Origin of the sequence: Shewanella sp. KT0246, assembly GCF_019654955.1 — a bacterium.
GTDB classification, from domain to species: Bacteria; Pseudomonadota; Gammaproteobacteria; order Enterobacterales; family Shewanellaceae; genus Shewanella; species Shewanella goraebulensis.
Window position 1 is genome coordinate 70,315 of sequence record NZ_BPEV01000023.1, and the last position, 19,867, is coordinate 90,181.

Here is a 19,867-nt window from a genome sequence, read left to right on the forward strand (position 1 = left end):
GGTTGTTCATTTACCCTTCTATATTTAAAAATCTATCTATTCTTCTATTTTAAACACTAAGTGAGGAGCTGAGAATTAAAAAATAATGCCATTGATTAATAATACCAATCAATGGCGGCATTAATCACACTTTAAAATTACCGACAATCTTTCCTAATTGATTCGAACCATCAGCTATCTGAATACTGCTTTGAGAAAGTTGCTCATTATGTGTTTTATTTTCAAGCGACATATCGTTAATTCGAGTGATGTTCATATTCAACTCTGATATAACGGCACTTTGCTCTTCAGTGGCTCCTGCAATTTGAATATTCATCTGAGAAATATCGCCAATTGCCGTTTTTATTGAATTGAGTGCAACTTCTACTTTTTGAGTCTCACCGACAGTTTCATCGGATTGAATAATCGCTCGCTCAACCGACTGGTTAACATTTTCAATAGCTTCTCTAATTGCATCAATAATACCGTTAATTTCTCTGGTAGAATCTTGAGTGCGGCTTGCAAGGGTCCTCACTTCATCAGCAACAACCGCAAAACCTCGCCCAGCCTCACCAGCACGCGCAGCTTCAATTGCCGCATTTAAGGCCAGTAAATTAGTTTGTTCTGCAATGCCAACAATTACATCTAAAATTTGCCCTATTTGGCTAGAACTAACTTTTAATCCTTTGGCGACTGATCCAGTTTGTTGTAACTCTGTCGACAAATCACCAATCTTAACAATAGCATTATCAACAATTGCAGCGGTGTTATCAGCTTCACTGTCAGCAACATTGGCACTGTTAGCTGCAGTTTGCGCATTTGATGCTACTTCAGCTGCTGTCATCGACATTTCATTGATTGCTGTTGCAACGTTTTCTGTTTCCATTTGAACGCTAGAAGAGATGTCATTGGCTTTTGAAGAAATAGATGACAAATCACTAGCCAGAGTATGGCTTTCTGAAACAGAAACTGCCACCGAAGACACCAACTGCTGGATTTTATTGGTAAAGATATTAAAGTTTTGCGCTATCAAATTAAGTTCATCTTGACCATCTTCTGACAGCCTTAGAGTCAAATCACCTTCGCCTTTGGCAATATTTTCAAAAGCAGTAATCGTTTGTTGCATTGGCTCTGCAATACTTCGCGTAATCACAATTAAGAGAATAATAATCGGAACCCATATTACCAATAACAGCAATAAATATTGCATCACAAAAGTCGACTGTTGCGCTTGAATGTCATCAATATAAATACCAGTTCCTACAACCCAGCCCCATGGTTGGAAGCGCTCTACGACACTCATCTTAGGACTTGGTGAGTCTTGATTTGGTTTATTCCACATATAATTAACTGTGGCATTCTTAGATTGATTGGTTCGTTCAATCATTAACTGAAAAAGAGGTACTTTTTCAGGATCTCTCATGGATAAAACATTGGTATCTATTAATTTTTTAGCAAAAGCATGTTGGACCATGACGCCTTCTAAATTAATGGTAAAGAAGTATTCATTGCCAGAATATCGAAGTTCATTCAAAGCCGATATTGCAGCAGACTTGGCTTCATCCTCAGTTATTAGACCTTCTTGAGATTGTTGATGAAACTGAGATATAACGGAGCCGGCAACACCAACTAAAGAGGTAAGTTTTGCTTCTTTTTCTTGAACTAAAACATTATCAATTCGATTAAAAGCAAAGAAAAACATTAATATTGTTGCTAATGCTGCCACGATAATCATTGCCAGCAACCGATTTGCAATGCTAGTTTTGCGTAAAAATAGATAAACAGAATTCATGAGTATCACCATTTAATTGCAATTTAAGTTCACTCCGTACTCGTTATGTCGTATAAGCTATAAATTACTTAAAATACAATTGATAAGCTCTACAACCAACTGAAAAAGTGATTAATAGAAGCGAGAAACGATCTCAGCTTTAAAACACTGTAATGCATTTAGAAGCCACAAATCTCTCACTACGACTATTGTATTATCGACCACAGACGACAAATGTTGAACACTATTCGAGCAACCACAAGAATTAATTTGATATTATATTGATTGAAATCAGTTTTAAAAGTGACATGACGCACTGTCACATTGCCGCATTAATTTATTTAAGGTCTCTATCTTTTCATTAATTAGCTTTAACTTCATACCTATTGAAACAATAATGAATGTTATAAAAGGAGGTTCAAGAAGCTTTAACAAATAAAATTACCAACTCACTCCAGATTAGCATCATGACTTTAAGAGATATTCACAAACCGTGATCTAATAGCAACTGATTTATCTTGATCATTCAAGTAAAAATTAACTGTTATAAACATAAATCAAACGGGAAGTAACCGTTTAAAGTAGAGTAAAAATCAAAAACTATTTTACATACACGTTTTGAAACTATTAGTTACTTTCAACTGAGTCTCGTTGTTTAATCTCAAAATCAAGTACATGTCGTAAACTTGATAAACTAGTCGAATCTATCTTATTCATATCTCCAGAAGTTAATAAATCAACAGATGACTCAGCCATAGCAATGATTGGTTGTTTAACCGTCGTAATATGTGGCCAAATAGTAGTAGCGATTGGCGTGTCATCGTAACCAGCAACACTCAAATCTTTTGGCACATTTAAGCCTAAAGAATTGGCTACTGAAATCACTGCTGCAGCCATATCATCATTACTGGCAAAAATAGCACTAGGTTTGTTAACTCTATCGAGTAATGCCTTAGCAGCTGACAATCCTGATTTATAACAGAATTGACCATACTCTATAAACTCTGGAGGAACTGGTAATTTTTTTGAACGCATAGCATCTAAAAATCCTTGATATCGTAACCTACAGGGACCTTTTTCTTGGTCGCCTACGATAAAACCAATATCTTTATGGCCGCTATTGATTAGCAAGTTTGTCATGTCATATGCAGCTTGATAATCATCCATGCAGACAAACGGAGATAACGTTAACTCTATATCTGGGGAAACACGAATATAAGGGACATTAAGCGAAGCTAGCTCCTTTAAAATAGAGATGTTATTACACAGTGGAGGCAATAAGATAACCCCATCCACACGCGTTTCTTCTATTAAATCACGAGTAATTTTTAGTTTATTTTCTTGGGTGCCTTCGCAATCATCAACGACTAAATGATAACCCTTCTTACGACAGCTTTTTAAAGCCGACAATATGAATTGACTGGCATAGTCACCGTCACTCGAATTCTCATACAACAGCCCAATAAAATAGGATTTTGAACTAGCTAACCTTCTTGCTGAAATATTTGGTCGATAATTCAGCTCTGAGGCCGCTTTCTTAACCTTAGTCCGGGTTTTATCACTTACCTTTTCATCATTATTGAGTACACGCGAAACGGTCATTTTAGAGACACCCGCCAATTTAGCTACATCTTGAATGGTTGTCTTTAATCTAGTACTCATATTAGTCGTTGCGCTCATCATAACTCATTAAGAATTGAAAATATTACAGACAAAGACTGTAACAAAAATAAAATAAAATAAAACTCAGAAACAATTTAAAAGAAACTCAAGATGATCCAAGGTATATCGTATATTGTTACCAAACAGGTTTAGCAAAAATATAAATAAAATCATTAACCAAAGCGTATATCACACATATGTTAACAAAAATGATAACCTCGGTATGTAACAACAAGTTTTAGGTTAACGATAACAATCATTAACTATTTCACCGTGCTTAAAGCTAATGTAATTAAAAGATTCCCTCTAAATGAAGCTGTTCATTATCGTGTGAATCCTTAAGTCCAGTACTCGGTAAACACTCTTACTAAGCTAAAACTAAAGTTGTTTAAGCATCCACACATCACAACCGCCATGAATAGTGCCATCTAATGGTTGACTTAGATGCTTAAAGCCCACTTTTTCATATAATCTTATCGCTGCAGACATGCTGGTTAATGTATCTAAATAACATTGCTTGAAGCCTGCTTTAGTTGCAAAATCCAAGCATTCTTGAGTTAATCGATTACCTAAGCCCAATCCTCGGCTTTGTGGAAGTAAAAACAGTTTACGCAATTCACAGGTATCTCTAGCATTATTAAATGGAGCAATACCTGCACCTCCTACAATTTCACCATCTACAAAAGCAACAAGGTAAATACTTTTCTGCTCAGGAAAATAATGCTGACTCATTTGTTCAACTTCCGCATCTGAGGGACCAAAGCCCTCGCCTACGGCACCAAACTCTTTACCAACTGCCTTTATGATGTTCGCAACGGCAGTATCTTGATCTGCACTTATAGGTTTTATGATTATATTCATCAATTTATTATATTTTTTTGCTTACTCGTATTTTTAGATTATCAGTAATTTTTTAATTTTAAAATAATTAATAAACCCACTTACTTAACCGGTTAATTAGCTAAATAATTTATCTAAATGTACGTTTTAACCCAGGCAATATGTTGTTGGAACAGTCTAGACATTTCTGGTGTCACAATGTCAGAAACTAATTTTCCAACCAGAATATCATTAGCAATGGCCTCAATTTCATAACTAAACCCAATGGTACTTCGGCAATCAGCAAATGAATCTTTATGGTCATCGAGTTCATAAAGATGACATTCACTGGCACGCCAAAAATCAGGGATAGTGATATAGCCTTTGTCGCCAATTATATAAGCCGAGTTTTGTAGTTTACTTCTAAAGGAAGTCCCTAAAACTGCCGTCATTTCAGAGTAATTGAATATAAAATTGGCTTCGTCTTCTACGCCATTGGGAGCAAGATGTGAACTTACATAAATAGATTCGGGGGATTGTTCAGTAAATAAATGTGCTAAAGCGATTGGATATATTCCCATATCAAAAACACATCCTCCGGCAAGAACAGTTGAATATTCTCGAGAATCCGGTGCATAAACTAGAGGGTAACCAAAATCAGCTTTAACTTGCAAAAGAGTGCCAATTCGACCAGCTTTAAGCCATTTTTTTGCTTGGATAATAGCTGGTAAAAAGTATGTCCACATGCCTTCTATAAGATAGACCTGCTGTTGCTCTGCTATTTCAAACAGCAAATGTGACTCTTCAACTGATACTGTAATTGGCTTTTCACACAACACGGACTTACCGGCAAGCATTGCCGCTTTAGCTTGCTCAAAGTGAAAGTTATGTGGTGTAGCAATATATACCACATCAATTTTGTCATCATTGTACAAACTCTCATAGTCGCCATAGGCAACCTTCGCATCGTATTGCTCAGCAAACTCTACAGCTCGTTTTTTATCACGTGCAGCCACTGCATAAAAATTGCAATTACTGACCACAGCCATATCGCTAGCAAATTGATGAGCAATCCGCCCTGCTCCGATGATGCCCCAATTAAGTGTTTTCATTTAAAATCCTTTTCATCGATATTAAAGCATCAATGTTGACGATGATATTTACACATAATTTAGTCGAAAAAGAAACCGAGCAAACTTTGAGTATAAAGTTTATACGATATAAGACTTGTTTAGCCTTTAATACTAATAATGTTAAAGATAGAAGTGAAAATCATGAATTACTATGACAATAAATTGGACAAGACTTAAGTATTGATTAACAATTTTATGGAGGTTAATGTAAGGTAAGAAGTTTTTAAGCAGGAAAATAACCCATATTGTTCAATATATTGAACAATAATAAGTTAATTTAAAACTGTTTATTATGCAGCTACAACAAGTTGTGCTTTTCTGAGCGGATTAAGTCTATTGTGCATCACTTTTATTGTTTCAAACTGCTGAAGGGTTTTATTTTCAGATAGTGGGCACTCTTTTGATAACACCATCACTAACGCAGCTTGTAAGCTATTTTCCACCACCATAACCAATACGCGAGTACCATTGGCATTAAGGTTAAATAACTTACCTACTTCGCAATAAACACATTCTTGGCTAATTTCAAAAAACCAAGATTTTGGCATTTGAGGTTTTAATAAAAAGTGCGCAGCTGTTGCATTTAATGCTGTTTGAACAACTGCAGCATCAGACATGTTAATAATTTTAGGAAGACTTTCAAGTAACTGTATATAGAATTTGGCGTGCTCGACACTAAATTCTGATGTTATTAACGCATCAGGAATGAGGGTTTTAGTTTTGTATGGGGTTAAGAACTCCATCTCGGAACCTAATGAAATACTTAATTGCTTATAGCTTTCATTATATTCCCACTGCCAGTCCTTATTTGGCATTAATAACATTTTTAGTACCTAATTATAAGAATACAATGTGATAATAGTTTATATTTCAGACAATATCAAAAGATAATTAAAAAAATTTGATATAAAGATCATAAAGTTATAGCGATCGAAAGATCGTGAATACGATCGCTATAACTTTTTTAGATCCAATTAATAGATCGTTTGTGCATTATTTAAACTAGTCAGATCTTATTTTGCTTTATAAGCTTTAACAATATCGTTAATTAAGCCTGGGCCTTGATAAATAAAGCCAGTATATATCTGAACTAATTGAGAACCTGCATCAAATTTAGCCAATGCATCTTCTGCACTATTAATTCCACCAACACCAATAATTGGGATCTCACCGTTTAAATATTCAGCTAATTGTTTGATCACTTTAGTAGAAAGATCCGTTAATGGCTTACCACTCAACCCGCCCATCTCATTGGCATTATCTAAACCAACTACGGCATCACGACTTAAAGTTGTATTGGTTGCGATAGCGCCATCGAATTTACTCTTTAATAATGACTCAGCAATTTTTTCAATCTCTTCAGTCGTTAAATCTGGAGCAATTTTAAGCGCTACTGGAACATACTTATTATACTTTTCAGCTAACTCGGCTTGTTTAGCTTTTAACGAGCTTAATAAATCATCTAAAAGCTCACCGTATTGCATTGTACGAAGACCAGGAGTATTCGGAGATGAAATATTAACCGCAATATAATCTGCATGTTGATATACTTTTTCCATACAGATTAAATAATCATTCTTGCCTTCATCGACAGGTGTATCTTTATTTTTACCAATATTAACACCAACAATAATATCGGTTTTCTTTGCCATTAAATTTCTGACTAAATTATCAACACCTTTGTTATTAAAACCCATGCGATTGATAATTGCTTTTGCAGGTTTTAATCTAAATAAACGCGGTTGTTCATTACCTGGTTGTGGGCGTGGTGTTACAGTTCCTACTTCAATGTGTCCGAAGCCCATAGCATGAAACGCGTCAATTGACTCACCATCTTTATCTAACCCAGCAGCAAGGCCTACAGGGTTATTAAACGTAATTCCCATGCAAGTTACTGGCGCCGCACTAACATTTTGACTGTAAAATAGGTTTAAAGGGTTGTTTCCAGTGTTTTTTAAACTTCCAATAGCGATGTTATGCGCTACTTCTGGATCCATTTGAAACATTACTTTTTGTGCAACTTTGTAAAAAAACATGCTTTCTCCTAAACCTAAAAAAAGCCCCGGCTATTTGCCAGGGCTTGTTAACTTATTATAATTAATTATCTTGGGCCTTCGCAATGAAGGATCAATAAATTAAGTTCTCGCAACGCCACTGAGAATTTCGCAAAGTCATGACTTTGAGAGACTTTAAAGTCTGCTAACAAGTGGAACCAACGCTCCAATAATTTCTCATTATTGTCTATCCATTGCTGAATAATCGAATCGGCATCACAGGTATCAGTACAAGCACGAAGCACTGTTGAGCTTAACGCTCGCTGCTGCCAATCTAACTCTTCTCTGAACGCTGCACGAGCAAGTGCTTGCCAATGGTTCGATACTGGTTGATTACTAATTTGTTCTAAGAACCAATGTAATTCAACTTTTGCACCTAATCTGAAGTAAGTTTCAGCAACTAATTGCACTGATTTTCCTTCAAGTTGAGCAATTTGAGCAATATCTAACGCTGAAAATAAAGTACTCATCTTAGCAACAACTTGTGCTAATGGCTTCGGTACATTTTGCTCAGTTAGTGATTTTATTTCACTTGAAATTGCAATCACTTCAGCAGCAATCATATATTGATCAACATTGGTCTTAAGCTCTTCAAATACTGGTTTGAAGAACGCCACTGTTTGCTCAATATTCTCACCTTTACTACGGTGGCGAATGAACCAGCGACACGCTCGGCGCATATTACGACGCAATTGATGCAGCATTTCGCTTTGTACATCAGCAGATACCACACCATTCAATTCAGTAATGGCTTGAGTTAAATCAGCTAAGCCAAAAACTTCGCGGGCCATAGTGTAGCAAATTGCAGCTTCGGCGACTGTGGCACCTGTCTCATCTTGCATACGTTGAACAAAATTAAAGCCCATATCATTAACCAATTCATTGGCTAATGAAGTAGCGATAATTTCACCACGTAGCGGATGAGCAATCATTTTGTCTGCGTATTTATCTTGTAATTGCTGCGGGAAATATGCCGTTAGCAATTTACTTAAGAAAGTGTCTTCAGTAATTTCAGCAGTAACTAATTGCTCTTTTAACACCATTTTACCATAGGCGACTAGCACAGATAGTTCAGGTCTGGTTAGCGGTCGGTTGTTAGCTAAACGCTCTGCTAATTCATCATCTGTCGGCAAGAATTCTAATGCTCTGTCTAACTTGCCATCTTTTTCAAGATACTGAATATAACGGATATGCTCTTTAAGTTGAGAAATACCATGTGCTTGCGTCACCGAGATAGTACGCGTTTGATCATTACAATCTTGCAGTACAATTTCACCCACTTCGTCAGTCATTTCTTCAAGTAGACGGTTACGTTGTTTAATGGTTAACTCGCCATCAGCCACTAAAGTGTTCAACAAAATTTTGATGTTAACTTCGTTATCAGAGCAATCTACCCCGCCAACGTTATCAACAAAGTCGGTATTAACACGGCCGCCATTAGCTGCAAATTCAATACGACCTAATTGGGTAGCACCTAAGTTACCACCTTCACCAATAATTTTAGCGTTTAACTCGTTACCATTAACACGAATAGCATCGTTAGCTCGATCGCCAACTTCTGCATGGCTCTCTGAAGTCGCTTTTACGTAAGTACCAATACCGCCATTCCAAATTAAATCAACGCGCATTTTAAGCAATGCTTGCATCAGTTGATTTGGTGTCATGGTGTCTAAATCAGTTTCAAGCATCGCTTTGATTTCTTTAGTCAACTTAAGTGACTTAGCAGAGCGATTGAAAATCACCCCGCCTTTAGACATCAATTTAGTGTTGTAATCTTCCCAGCTCGAACGCGGTAAGTTAAATAAACGCTCACGTTCTACATAACTCTTTTCAACGTCAGGATTTGGGTCTACAAAAATGTGCATATGGTTGAATGCAGCGACGAGCTTAGTATGACGTGATAACAACATACCGTTACCAAATACGTCGCCCGCCATGTCGCCAACCGCTAAACAAGTAAAGTCTGTGGTTTGGCAATCAATACCTTCTTCACGGAAATGGCGTTTAACTGACTCCCATGCACCTTTTGCGGTAATGCCCATTTTTTTATGGTCATAACCATTACTACCACCCGATGCAAACGCATCACCTAACCAGAAGTCATACTCGATGGCTATTTCGTTGGCGATATCTGAGAATGTAGCTGTGCCTTTATCAGCTGCTACCACTAGGTAGGCATCGTCTTCATCGTGACGAACCACATCTTTAGGAGGTACCACTTTACCTTCGATAATGTTGTCACTAATGTCGAGTAAACCGCGAATAAATAAACGGTAACAAGCTTGCCCTTCATTGAAGAATGCTTCTCGGCCACCATCTGTTGGCAGTTGCTTACAAACAAAACCACCTTTTGCACCTACTGGCACAATGACGGTGTTTTTAACTTGCTGTGCTTTAACAAGACCCAGTACTTCAGTACGGAAATCTTCACGTCTATCAGACCAACGCAAACCACCACGGGCAACTTTACCACCACGTAAATGCACACCTTCAACTCTTGGAGAGTAAACGAAGATTTCAAATTTCGGCAATGGACGCGGCATTTCCGGAATATCTTCAGGTAAAAACTTAAACGAAATGTAAGGCTTGTTCTCGTTTGTAGGTAATGTCTGATAGAAGTTAGTACGCAGTGTTGCGTTAATTAAATCTAGGTAACGACGGATAATGCGGTCATCATCAAGACTAGATACATCTTCAAGACGTAAATCCACCTGCTCTAAAAACTTACTTAATGTACGTGTTTTTAACTTAGGATTGAACTTACGAATAAACATTTTAACTAATAAATCAGCAATTTGCGGGTAACGGTTAAATGTTTCTTCAATGTAAGATTGGCTGAATGTCGCATCAATTTGGCGCATATACTTAGCGTAAGCACGTAAAATTGATACTTCACGACCTGTCAAACTGGTCGCTAAAATCATTCTGTTAAAACCATCATCTTCAAGCTCTTTATCCCAAACTTGAGATAAAGCATTTTGGAATCTATCTTGACTATCGGCCAAGTTATCAATAGCAGCGCCTTGCACTGTCATTAAGAAATCTAAGATCCAGAATGTATGACCATCAGCCGTTTTAACTTCGTAAGGTCGTTCGTTAATAACGCGTAAACCAAAGTTTTCAAGCATTGGTAATACATCAGAAAGATGGATAGGTTCATCTTTATGAAATAGCTTTAAGCGTACATTATTATCATTCAGCGCTGTCTCTTGCGGCTGATAGAAAAGCATGCCTAATTTGTGCTCATCATTTAATGCTTCAAGATGTTGAATATCAACAACTGCAGAGCTGGGTAGCACATCTTCTTTATAGCTTGGTGAAAATGCAGTTAAATAGCGTTTTGTAAGACCCGTACCTGACTGCTCACCTAACGCATTGTTAAGTGAACTGTGTAATTTATCTTCCCATGAGCGAGCCGCTTCAATTAGGTTTTTCTCAATAGCAGCCACATCGACGTCCATATTATTGTTATCAACTTTAATGATGTAATGCGTTCGCGCTAAAGTTGATTCTGAGAAGTAAGTGGTAAACTCTACATCTTCATTACTGTTAAAATGCTGAGCTAAAATGCGCTGAGTATCTTGGCGTAATTTAGTGTTGTATCTATCTTTTGATACATACACTAAGCAAGATAAGAAACGGCCAAAGCCGTCTTTTCGAACAAACAATTTAAGTTTGTCACGATCTTGCATTTGCAGTACACCACGCGCGATATGCGCCAGCTGATCTTCTTTTGCTTGAATTAGCTCATCGCGCGGAAGATTTTCAAGAATGTTCATCAAGGCTTTGTAATCATGAGAGCGCGGTGTTAGACCCGACTGCTCCATAACACGTTCAACTTTTCCTGCCAGAAGTGGTATTTCTCTTGGGCTACGGTTATACAAGTTTGATGCATACAAACCTAAGAAACGATCTTCACCAATCACATTTCCCGCTTTATCAAATCGTTTAATACCAACATAATCTACGTAAGCTGGGCGATGAACACGGCTCTTAGTAGAACTCTTAGTCAATACGAGTAGGCTTTCATCCAGTGCTTCTTTACGGGCAGATGCTGAAAATGTTGATAGTAATAATCCGCGATCAGATTGTTGATTGCGTGAACGTGTCATCAAACCAAGGCTTGACTCTAAATCAGGAACCAGTTCCACATCCCCTTCGACACGTTTAAGCTCGTAAGAACGATAACCTAACAGAGTAAAGTGATGATTATTCAGGTAAGTCAAGAAGTTAGTAGCTTCTTCCATTTCAGCTTTTGTGCCAGGAAATGGTTGCTTAGGTAATTTCTTAATTGAGTCAGATAACTTATCCGACATTTGTTGCCAGTCATCGACTGATGAAACAACATCAGCAAATACTGACTCTAGCTCTTTGCCAATGGCTTTGATATCCGCTTCACTGCTTTGACGGTCAATTTCAATTAAAAACACTGCAACGTTTTCAGTTGCTTCTGGTGCATCTTTAATAAAAGAAACTTCTTTAACCAATTCCTCATCACGGACTAATGCTAATGGTGTATGTAGCACCATGTGCGCCGTGATCCCCATGCGATTTAATGCCATAGTCACTGAATCAACCAAGAAAGGCATATCTGGCTGAATAATTTCAATAATACTATGGGTAGACTGCCAGCCATGTTTCGACTGACTTGGGTTAAACACACGGATGTGGCTGTTGGTTTTAGCAGATTTGTTGAGCGCATTCCAAAGGCTTAATACCGCACCATAAAGGTCGCTGTCATTACGAGCATTTAAGTCGTCTTTTGACATGTGGGCATATATACAATTGGCAAATTGCTCAACTTGTTTAGCTTGAGAATTAGGGATTTTTTTATGAATTAAATTGACTACATTTTCTAGTAGTACTGAAGGCATTGCATCTTTAAAGGCCATGTTGCAGTTTCCTTAAGCGTTTATGGCAGCGCTTTTATCATTATATTGGATGCTTCGGCTTGTTGATTCAGTCTAAAACTGAGATCTGGAGCAAAGTTTATTACTAATTAACTGCTATATCGAGCACTATTTTAGTGGTAGATCCTCTAAAATCCTTGTTAACACAAGAATTATAGACACTATTTGACCAATCAAGCGTTTAGACAGACTAACTATGCAAAAAAAAGAGGAGCCTAAGCTCCTCTTGTTGATTCTAAACCGTCTGTTTACTTGGGTTTGCGCCAGAAAACTGCAGATAATGCAGGTAAAATAATTATCGCACCCAACATATTTACTAAAAACATGAAAGTTAACAAAATACCCATGTCCATTTGGAACTTAAGTGCTGAGAAGAACCAAGTACTCACACCAATAGCCAAAGTGAGGCCAGTAAATATCACCGCACTGCCTCGTTCGACTAATGCTTCAAAGTAAGCTTGCTGAACAGCCATACCTTGTGTAAGTTTGCCGGACATCGTCGATAAAATATAAATACCATAATCGACACCAATACCGACACCTAGTGCAATAACAGGTAATGTGCTAACTGCAAGTCCAATATCTAGCCAAGTCATTAACGCTTGAGCCAAGGTCGACACCACATATAACGGCACGATGACAGCAACTGTCGCTTTGATTGAGCGGAAACTAATAAGACACAATACAAACACGGCGCCATAAACATAAATCATCATTGGCAATTGCGCTTCACTTACCGCTTCATTGGTAGCAGCCATTACGCCAACAGGGCCAGATGCAAGTTTAAATTGCAATGTATCAGTGTTTAATTGCTCAGCCACTTGCTTCACTTTAGCAACTACAACCTCAATCGTTTCAGCCTTATGGTCTTTTAAAAATAAGAACACTGGCATGACTGAACAGTTACCATTAAGTAAACCTGAAGTCGTTGGTACTTGACCCACAGCTTGCACTAAACTTGCTGTAGTGCGTGGAAGTACTTGCCACTTAGGATTACCTTCGTTAAAACCTGCGTTAACACGCTTAGAGACTGACGCTAAACTCGCTGTAGACTCGACACCAGGCGTATTACCAACCATCCACTCAAATTGATCAATTTCATTTAGAATTTCATGATAAGTACATGCTTCAGGTGTCGCTTCAACAATTACAGTCATATAATCAGTCGTAATTGAATAATTATCTGTGATGTGAAAAGTATCTTGATTGTAACGCGAGTCTAAATGCAGTGCTGGTGCACCACCTTGTAAATCACCGATTTTCATATTGCTAGCTTGCTGGAAGCCAAAACCATATAAAATCGCCGTACAGGTTAATACAATCACCGCATACTTTGGAGTTGCAAAACGTGAAAGGCTACGCCATAAATTCTCAATTTTGGCTTTCTTAACTGGATCTTCTTTAGTTGGTTTAATCGTTGTATACGAAATAACCAAAGGTAATAAAATCAAGTTAGTTAGAATAATAACCGCGACACCAAGAGATGCAGAAATAGCCAGCTCTCGAATAATACCAATATCGATTGCCAGTAAAGTTAAGAACCCGACCGTATCAGATAACAATGCAACACCACCGGGTACCAGCAAACTACGAAACGCAGATGCAGAAGCTGCTTTAGTATTTTGACCATCGAGTACACGGCGTCTTACTGCATTAATCATTTGTACGCCATGACTTACCCCAATCGCAAACACTAAAAATGGTACAAGAATCGACATTGGATCTAGCCCGAAGCCTACAACCGTCAATAAACCTAACTGCCACGTTACCGCAACCAAGCTACATACAAGCGGTAAAATGGTAAGAATAAGTGATTTTGAAAACAGGTAAACCATCACCGCAGTAATTAATATTGCGATTAAAAAGAACAGTAATACGCCTTGCGCGCCTTCTGCTACATCACCGGCCATCTTAGCAAAACCGATAATATGAATTTTGATGGTATCTGTTTCGTACTTGCCGCGTAATTGCTGTTCTAATTGCTTAGCAAATTGAATGGTATTAAGTGGCTTAGTCGTTATATCTTTTTCAGCCCCTTCAGATTCTGCCATTTCTTCATCAGTTTTTGCCACGAAATCCATTAACTGAGCTGTTAACATGGCTGAAGAATAATCATTAGACACTAATCGACCGACGATACCCGCTTTCTCAACGTTATCGCGGACAACATTGAGTCCATAGTTATCATTGCGAAAATCAGCAGGGATAACCGGGCCGCCGGCAAAGCCATCTTCGACCACTTCTGTGAAACGTGTTGAAGGAGAATATAACGACTTAACTTGCGAGCGTTCTACACCAGGAATGAAAAACAGTTCATCATGAACTTTTTTAAGCGTATCAAAGTACTCAGGATTAAATATATTTCCGCTGGTATCTTCAACAGACACCATGATCCTATTTGCACCACCAAAGTCTTTTTGATGCTTAGTATAGGTTTTCATGTATTCATGATTTAGCGGTATATTTTTGCTGAAAGCCGCGTCCATTTGTAATTGGCTAGCTTGGTAACCAAGAAAAACAGTGATAAGCACGAATGATAAAATCACCCACATGCGGTTTCTAAAAAGATGGGTTTCAAATCCATTGACCAGTTTTTCTAACATCTTATCGGCCCTATTATTGTTGTTTTATTTTTATGCAAACTTATTGATTATTAGGTTCAATTCAAACAGTAACAGATCCAAATTAAAATGTTACTTGCCCCCGAAATTGAACACTCTCGTCCTGAGAAACCTATTCCGACTCTACTTGAGCTGAAATAACCCTTTAGAACCTGCAAACCAAACCTGTCCTTGGTTATCACTTTCTATTGCTACAATATTCTCACCCTGTCTACGAGCGACAATAGTTGCATTATCTGAACTATCAAGTTCAATAACAACACCAGCATTACCGACGAGGTATAATGTACCTGTGTCAGTGACGAAAGCATTATTGATAGATGACTTTACTGGTAATTCAACTTCTTGCCATTGACTGAACTGTTTATCTGTTTTGAACACGTGACCACGCAGTCCCATCACATAAACAGCATCATTAACTTCAATAGCATTAAACATTGAGCCTTCATAATTGAAAGCTTGTGCGCTAAAAGTCTGACCGTTATCAGAAGATGTTGCGACTAAACCTAATTCACCGACCATCAATAATTGACTGTCAGATAACTGAATGACACGGTTAAAATGAGGTAGTAAAGCAGCACGCTCCGATAAATATAATGCTTCATCCTCCGCTTTTAAATCTGCTAAATATGAAACATCTTCTGGAAATAGTAATTCTTCATGGAACTCTTGCACCCAATTTTTACCACCATCTATGGTGCGGTAAAATAAGCCGTATGCTCCGACAGCAATACCATCTTTTTCGTTGAAGAATAAGATGTCCATTAATGGTTTTTCGACTTCAGTTGACTGAAATTGAACTTGCCAAGTTATGCCACCATCACTTGTATGAATAATAGTAGCATCATGGCCTACAGCCCAACCTTGATTCTCATTCAAAAAGAACACTTTGGTGAGTTGAGAAATAACGGGAGAATTAATTTGCGTCCAATCTTGCTGCTGGTTAATTAATACGTGACCACGTTCGCCAACGGCAACTAGATTATCGCCTGCTTTAGCAATATCGAGAACCAAAGATGATTCAGCGAGTGGTTGTATTTGAACAGAAAGTGGATCGAATTGAGCATGGACTGGCGCAGTAGAAATAAAATAGCCTAAGCTGAGTGCGACAACATGGCGAAGTGTGCGAAACGACATACAAACTTCCTTAAAAATAATAGGGGCGCAATGCGCCCCTGATAGGTCTTAGCGAATACCTGCACGACGCAGTGCGTCAGGTGTGAAATTAGCTTCAGAAAGCTTGGCATCAAAGTCGTACATGCGGCCTTCGTTATCTAATCCCATAGCTAAATAACGACGAGATTGTAAATCATGGAAAATTTCTAACGTGCTCCAATGAGTAGGAACTTCATAGTAATTAATCGAGTGTGCTGTACCTACGCGGTAAAGTTCATCACGGTTATCATACATATCTGTTAGAGAAACCTGCCAAGAATCTTCATCGATATAGAAAACACGGGTTTTATAAATATGGCGCATGCCATCTTTAAGTGTCGCTTTAACTTCCCATACACGATGCTTTTCCCAACGAGCAAATTCAGGATTGATATGACCCGGTTTTAAAATTTGATCATATGAAAGTGAATCTGAATGTAACTTGTAATCGTTATATGGAATATAAAGCTCTTTCTTTCCAACTAGTTCCCAGTTGTATCGAACAGGTGACCCGTTAAACATATCGAAATCATCTGTCGTTCTTAGACCATCAGATACTGTACCAGGAGTATCGAAAGCTACATTTGGTGCTTTACGAACACGGCGTTGTCCAGTGTTGTAGGTCCAAGCTTGACGAGGTAACGCTTCTTGATCCATTGTTTCTTTAACAAGTAATGCAGTACCAGCAAGACGAGCTGGCTGACGTACAACTTGCTTGAAGAAGAACAAGGTATTAGATTCTTTTAACTGATCTAAGGTCACTTCTGGTCGACTGTAACTAAAACGAATTTCCTCAGCGGTTTCAATAAGCGTATAAGAACCGCCTGCTGTTGGAGCCGCTTGGCTACGTGCGGTTTTAATATCAACACCGCGATAGCGAAGAATATGGTTCCAAATAACTTCTAAACCATTATTAGGAATAGGAAATGGCACACTAATAGATGCACCACTTACACCATTACCATTTGCCACAAGCTCAGCATTTAATGCATTTGCTTTAGTCGCATCATATACATATTGCGGCAGAGAAGCTGTACGACGAGATTCATAAACATTCATTTTGTATGTATCTGGATACAGTTCAAAAAGCTTGTTTTGACCCGGCGTTAAAAATTCAGCGTACTGAGCTTTATTTGCATTAGTAATGGTAAATAAAATCTTATCTGAAGGAAATGGATCTGGGTGATGCATGCCCTTTTCATAACCAGCTACAGGAGAGGTAATCCCATTATCCCAAGCTGGAATTGAACCGTCAGCGTTACCCGCTTTAACAGCTCCAATGGGTGTAAGTTCATTACCCAATTTAGCTGCTTCAGCTTCAGATACTTTCGCCATCGCTGCAGGTGCGCTAAACGCCATAATTACTGCAGCCGATAATATCGTCAGTTTCTTCATTATTATTATCCTTCTAGATAGAATACTTGACGTTGAACGAGACGTAATCTCGGTCTGTCATTGCATTAGTTGTTCCTACACCACCGAAGAAGCTGTTGTAAGAAATATCTGCACCCCAGCGGCTGCGATAATCAAAATTTACGCCGACTGCTACTGATTTACGACCTTCGGTAAATAAGAACATTGGATCAGGTGTAATACCATCAACGTCATGTGAGAAAATCACACGTGGTGACATATTCACACCAGCAAAGATATTATTGTAGTCAGCTTTGGCAACTAAGCGATAACCCCAAGCAAAATCTGTTGGGAATGGATTAGTTTCAGGACCATCATGAAGTGCTTCGATGATGCCTGGCATATCTGGGTTACCACCTGAACGAGCCGTTCCTGGTCCGTTTAAGCGTAACTCGTCAAAACCTGGCATATCATGGATCCACACACCACCAATCTCAGCAAGCATAGTCAGATTATCTGTTCCTAATGTAGGGCCAAATAAATGCGTGAAAGTTGCCTGTGCTTGAGTAGTATCAGATAAAATAAATCCATCGATTGACTCGCCAGGTTTAACGCCTTCAATTTGAGAAATACCATCTAAATCAGGACGAAGTCCTGCTTCTGCTAATTGCTGAGGCATACCGGCAAACAATAACTCTACGTCATCAATTTGTAATGGCTCATCGATTCGATGAGAGATTTCACCCGCTACAGATGTGTCACCCACCAAAGTGTTAAAACTAAAACCATATAATTGGATATCTTCAGGGTAAACAATTTGTGCTTTAGTGAAGGTTTCCATACTAAGAAGTAATTCACGGTCAATTTCACCGCCACTTGCAGCTAAACGGCCGTAGTCACGAGCAACTGCTTCATCGGTGAAGTTAGACGCGGTACCACTAATAAGTGGACGACGGCTATGATAGTTCATGTAGTACAGACCAAATTCAGTTTCACCTAAAGACGGTGCGTAATAACCTAATTTGATACCATACTGACCATCATCACTTGGTTTTTCTTCATCTTGAACTAACGCCACTTTGGTAGCGTAAGGCACCATGTAAGCGGCATAAGCTGGATCAAAATTGGCTGCAGCTGCTGCTCCATATAGCGATGCATACTCAGACATTAAAAACTCAAGATTAATATCCGGGTTGGCATTAAAACCTAGTTGAGCATTTTGAGCATAACCACCAAAACCTGCGAAGTCATTGGTAGCAAAATTTGAGCCCGGAGTAGGCACCCAAATAGGCTCCCAGTCATATTGATAAAATGCTTCAACAGATAAGTTTTCAGTGACGCCTAAAGAAGCCCAAACCATACCTTGTGGACGGAATGCTTCTTTAAGTTCAGCACCAGGTGCATTCAAAATATTCAAATCAACAGAGTTAATTACACCAATACCATGCGGGATTAATGTACTTTCCCCCCATGAAACTACTTGGTTACCCACGCGGACAGATAGCGGGTTTTTACCGTCATTTAAATCGAAGTTACCGTAAACGAATGCATCTAATAAACGAACGTCCTTACATTGCACTTCTGATGCGCGGTCATCTTCACACGGATCAAATTCATTACCTGTAAGTGGGTCATTGAAGTCGTAATCGCCATCGTTTAATTTGCGATCGTAGAAATACATTCCACGCACAAATAAACCAAAGTTCTTATATTCTAAAGACAATTCATGTAAGCCTTTAAAAATTTCAGAAGTAGTATCACCTTGTGAGTAAAGTAAATTACTTAAGTCGTTGTTACTTGAATAAGAACCAGGTTGGCTCCAAATTTGAGAAGTGGTGTATTTTGGTGTTTGCCCAAAAGGCGCACCAAAAGCAGAATAACCAGACCAATCAAATTGTGGTTGGTTAACTTTACCGATTTGTCCTTCCCAATCACGCTCAGACACGCGCCAGCTTGCGCCAACAGTCCAAGTCGAGTCAAAGGTGCCTCGTACTTCACCCCAATCAAATGAAACAGCATTAGCGCTACTGCTCATCCCTAAAGTCAATGCCGACACCACCCCCAAAGCGAGTGCCGACTTGTTAAAGCGTCTTTTAACAATATTCATTTTTGCTTCTCTCCGTAACCTGCCGGATTCGTTGTTATAGGATTTGAACCAACATTTTGTTAGCCTGCAGGCAACACCATTGTTACAGCAATTAACATCATTGGGCAAGTTCAAAAAACATTAAATTTGTTAACGAATTGGTGTAGTTAGGAGAAATTTACTAAGAATAATCGAACGCTTATTTGAATTAGATCACACAAAATGACTACAGAGGAAGAAAAAAAGAATAAAAAATCTATATTTCAGTGACTTGCAAAAAACCAAGTGGAGCTAAATTACCATTTAACAATCAATTGACCGTTT

The 19,867-nt window shown here is 38.4% G+C and carries 11 protein-coding genes; all 11 read right to left on the minus strand.

Annotated features, from left to right (window positions below):
- Window positions 1-124: 124 nt before the first annotated feature.
- Window positions 125-1,771, minus strand: a complete 1,647-nt coding sequence (locus K5Q58_RS12910) for a methyl-accepting chemotaxis protein (RefSeq protein WP_220754341.1) — start codon at window positions 1,769-1,771, stop codon at window positions 125-127.
- Between the two features lie 606 nt (window positions 1,772-2,377).
- Window positions 2,378-3,430, minus strand: a complete 1,053-nt coding sequence (locus tag K5Q58_RS12915; RefSeq protein WP_259651338.1) for a LacI family DNA-binding transcriptional regulator — start codon at window positions 3,428-3,430, stop codon at window positions 2,378-2,380.
- 360 nt (window positions 3,431-3,790) lie between these two features.
- Window positions 3,791-4,273, minus strand: coding sequence for a GNAT family N-acetyltransferase (locus tag K5Q58_RS12920; protein WP_220754342.1), 483 nt, complete (start codon window positions 4,271-4,273; stop codon window positions 3,791-3,793).
- Window positions 4,274-4,386: 113 nt separating this feature from the next.
- Window positions 4,387-5,343 (minus strand): Gfo/Idh/MocA family protein, encoded by a 957-nt coding sequence (locus tag K5Q58_RS12925; RefSeq protein ID WP_220754343.1) that lies wholly within the window; start codon window positions 5,341-5,343, stop codon window positions 4,387-4,389.
- Between the two features lie 311 nt (window positions 5,344-5,654).
- Window positions 5,655-6,188 carry a cell division protein ZapC gene (locus K5Q58_RS12930; RefSeq protein WP_220754344.1) on the minus strand — a complete coding sequence of 178 codons (534 nt, stop codon included), beginning with the start codon at window positions 6,186-6,188 and terminating at the stop codon, window positions 5,655-5,657.
- A gap of 189 nt (window positions 6,189-6,377) precedes the next feature.
- Window positions 6,378-7,400: a quinone-dependent dihydroorotate dehydrogenase gene (gene pyrD / locus K5Q58_RS12935; protein WP_220754345.1), complete on the minus strand. Its 1,023-nt coding sequence runs from the start codon at window positions 7,398-7,400 to the stop codon at window positions 6,378-6,380.
- 65 nt (window positions 7,401-7,465) lie between these two features.
- The gene (locus K5Q58_RS12940; protein WP_220754346.1) at window positions 7,466-12,310 is read right to left on the minus strand and encodes an NAD-glutamate dehydrogenase; all 4,845 of its coding nucleotides are present in this window, start codon (window positions 12,308-12,310) and stop codon (window positions 7,466-7,468) included.
- A gap of 266 nt (window positions 12,311-12,576) precedes the next feature.
- Window positions 12,577-14,931: an RND family transporter gene (locus tag K5Q58_RS12945; RefSeq protein ID WP_220754347.1), complete on the minus strand. Its 2,355-nt coding sequence runs from the start codon at window positions 14,929-14,931 to the stop codon at window positions 12,577-12,579.
- A gap of 141 nt (window positions 14,932-15,072) precedes the next feature.
- Complete coding sequence (locus tag K5Q58_RS12950; RefSeq protein WP_220754348.1) at window positions 15,073-16,086, minus strand: YCF48-related protein; 1,014 nt, start codon at window positions 16,084-16,086, stop codon at window positions 15,073-15,075.
- Window positions 16,087-16,134: 48 nt separating this feature from the next.
- Entirely contained in the window at window positions 16,135-17,499 is a 1,365-nt protein-coding gene (locus K5Q58_RS12955; RefSeq protein ID WP_220754349.1) for a DUF1329 domain-containing protein, read from the minus strand.
- Between the two features lie 13 nt (window positions 17,500-17,512).
- On the minus strand, window positions 17,513-19,564 hold the full coding sequence (locus K5Q58_RS12960) for a DUF1302 domain-containing protein (RefSeq protein ID WP_220754350.1): 2,052 nt from the start codon (window positions 19,562-19,564) through the stop codon (window positions 17,513-17,515).
- Between the last annotated feature and the right edge of the window lie 303 nt (window positions 19,565-19,867).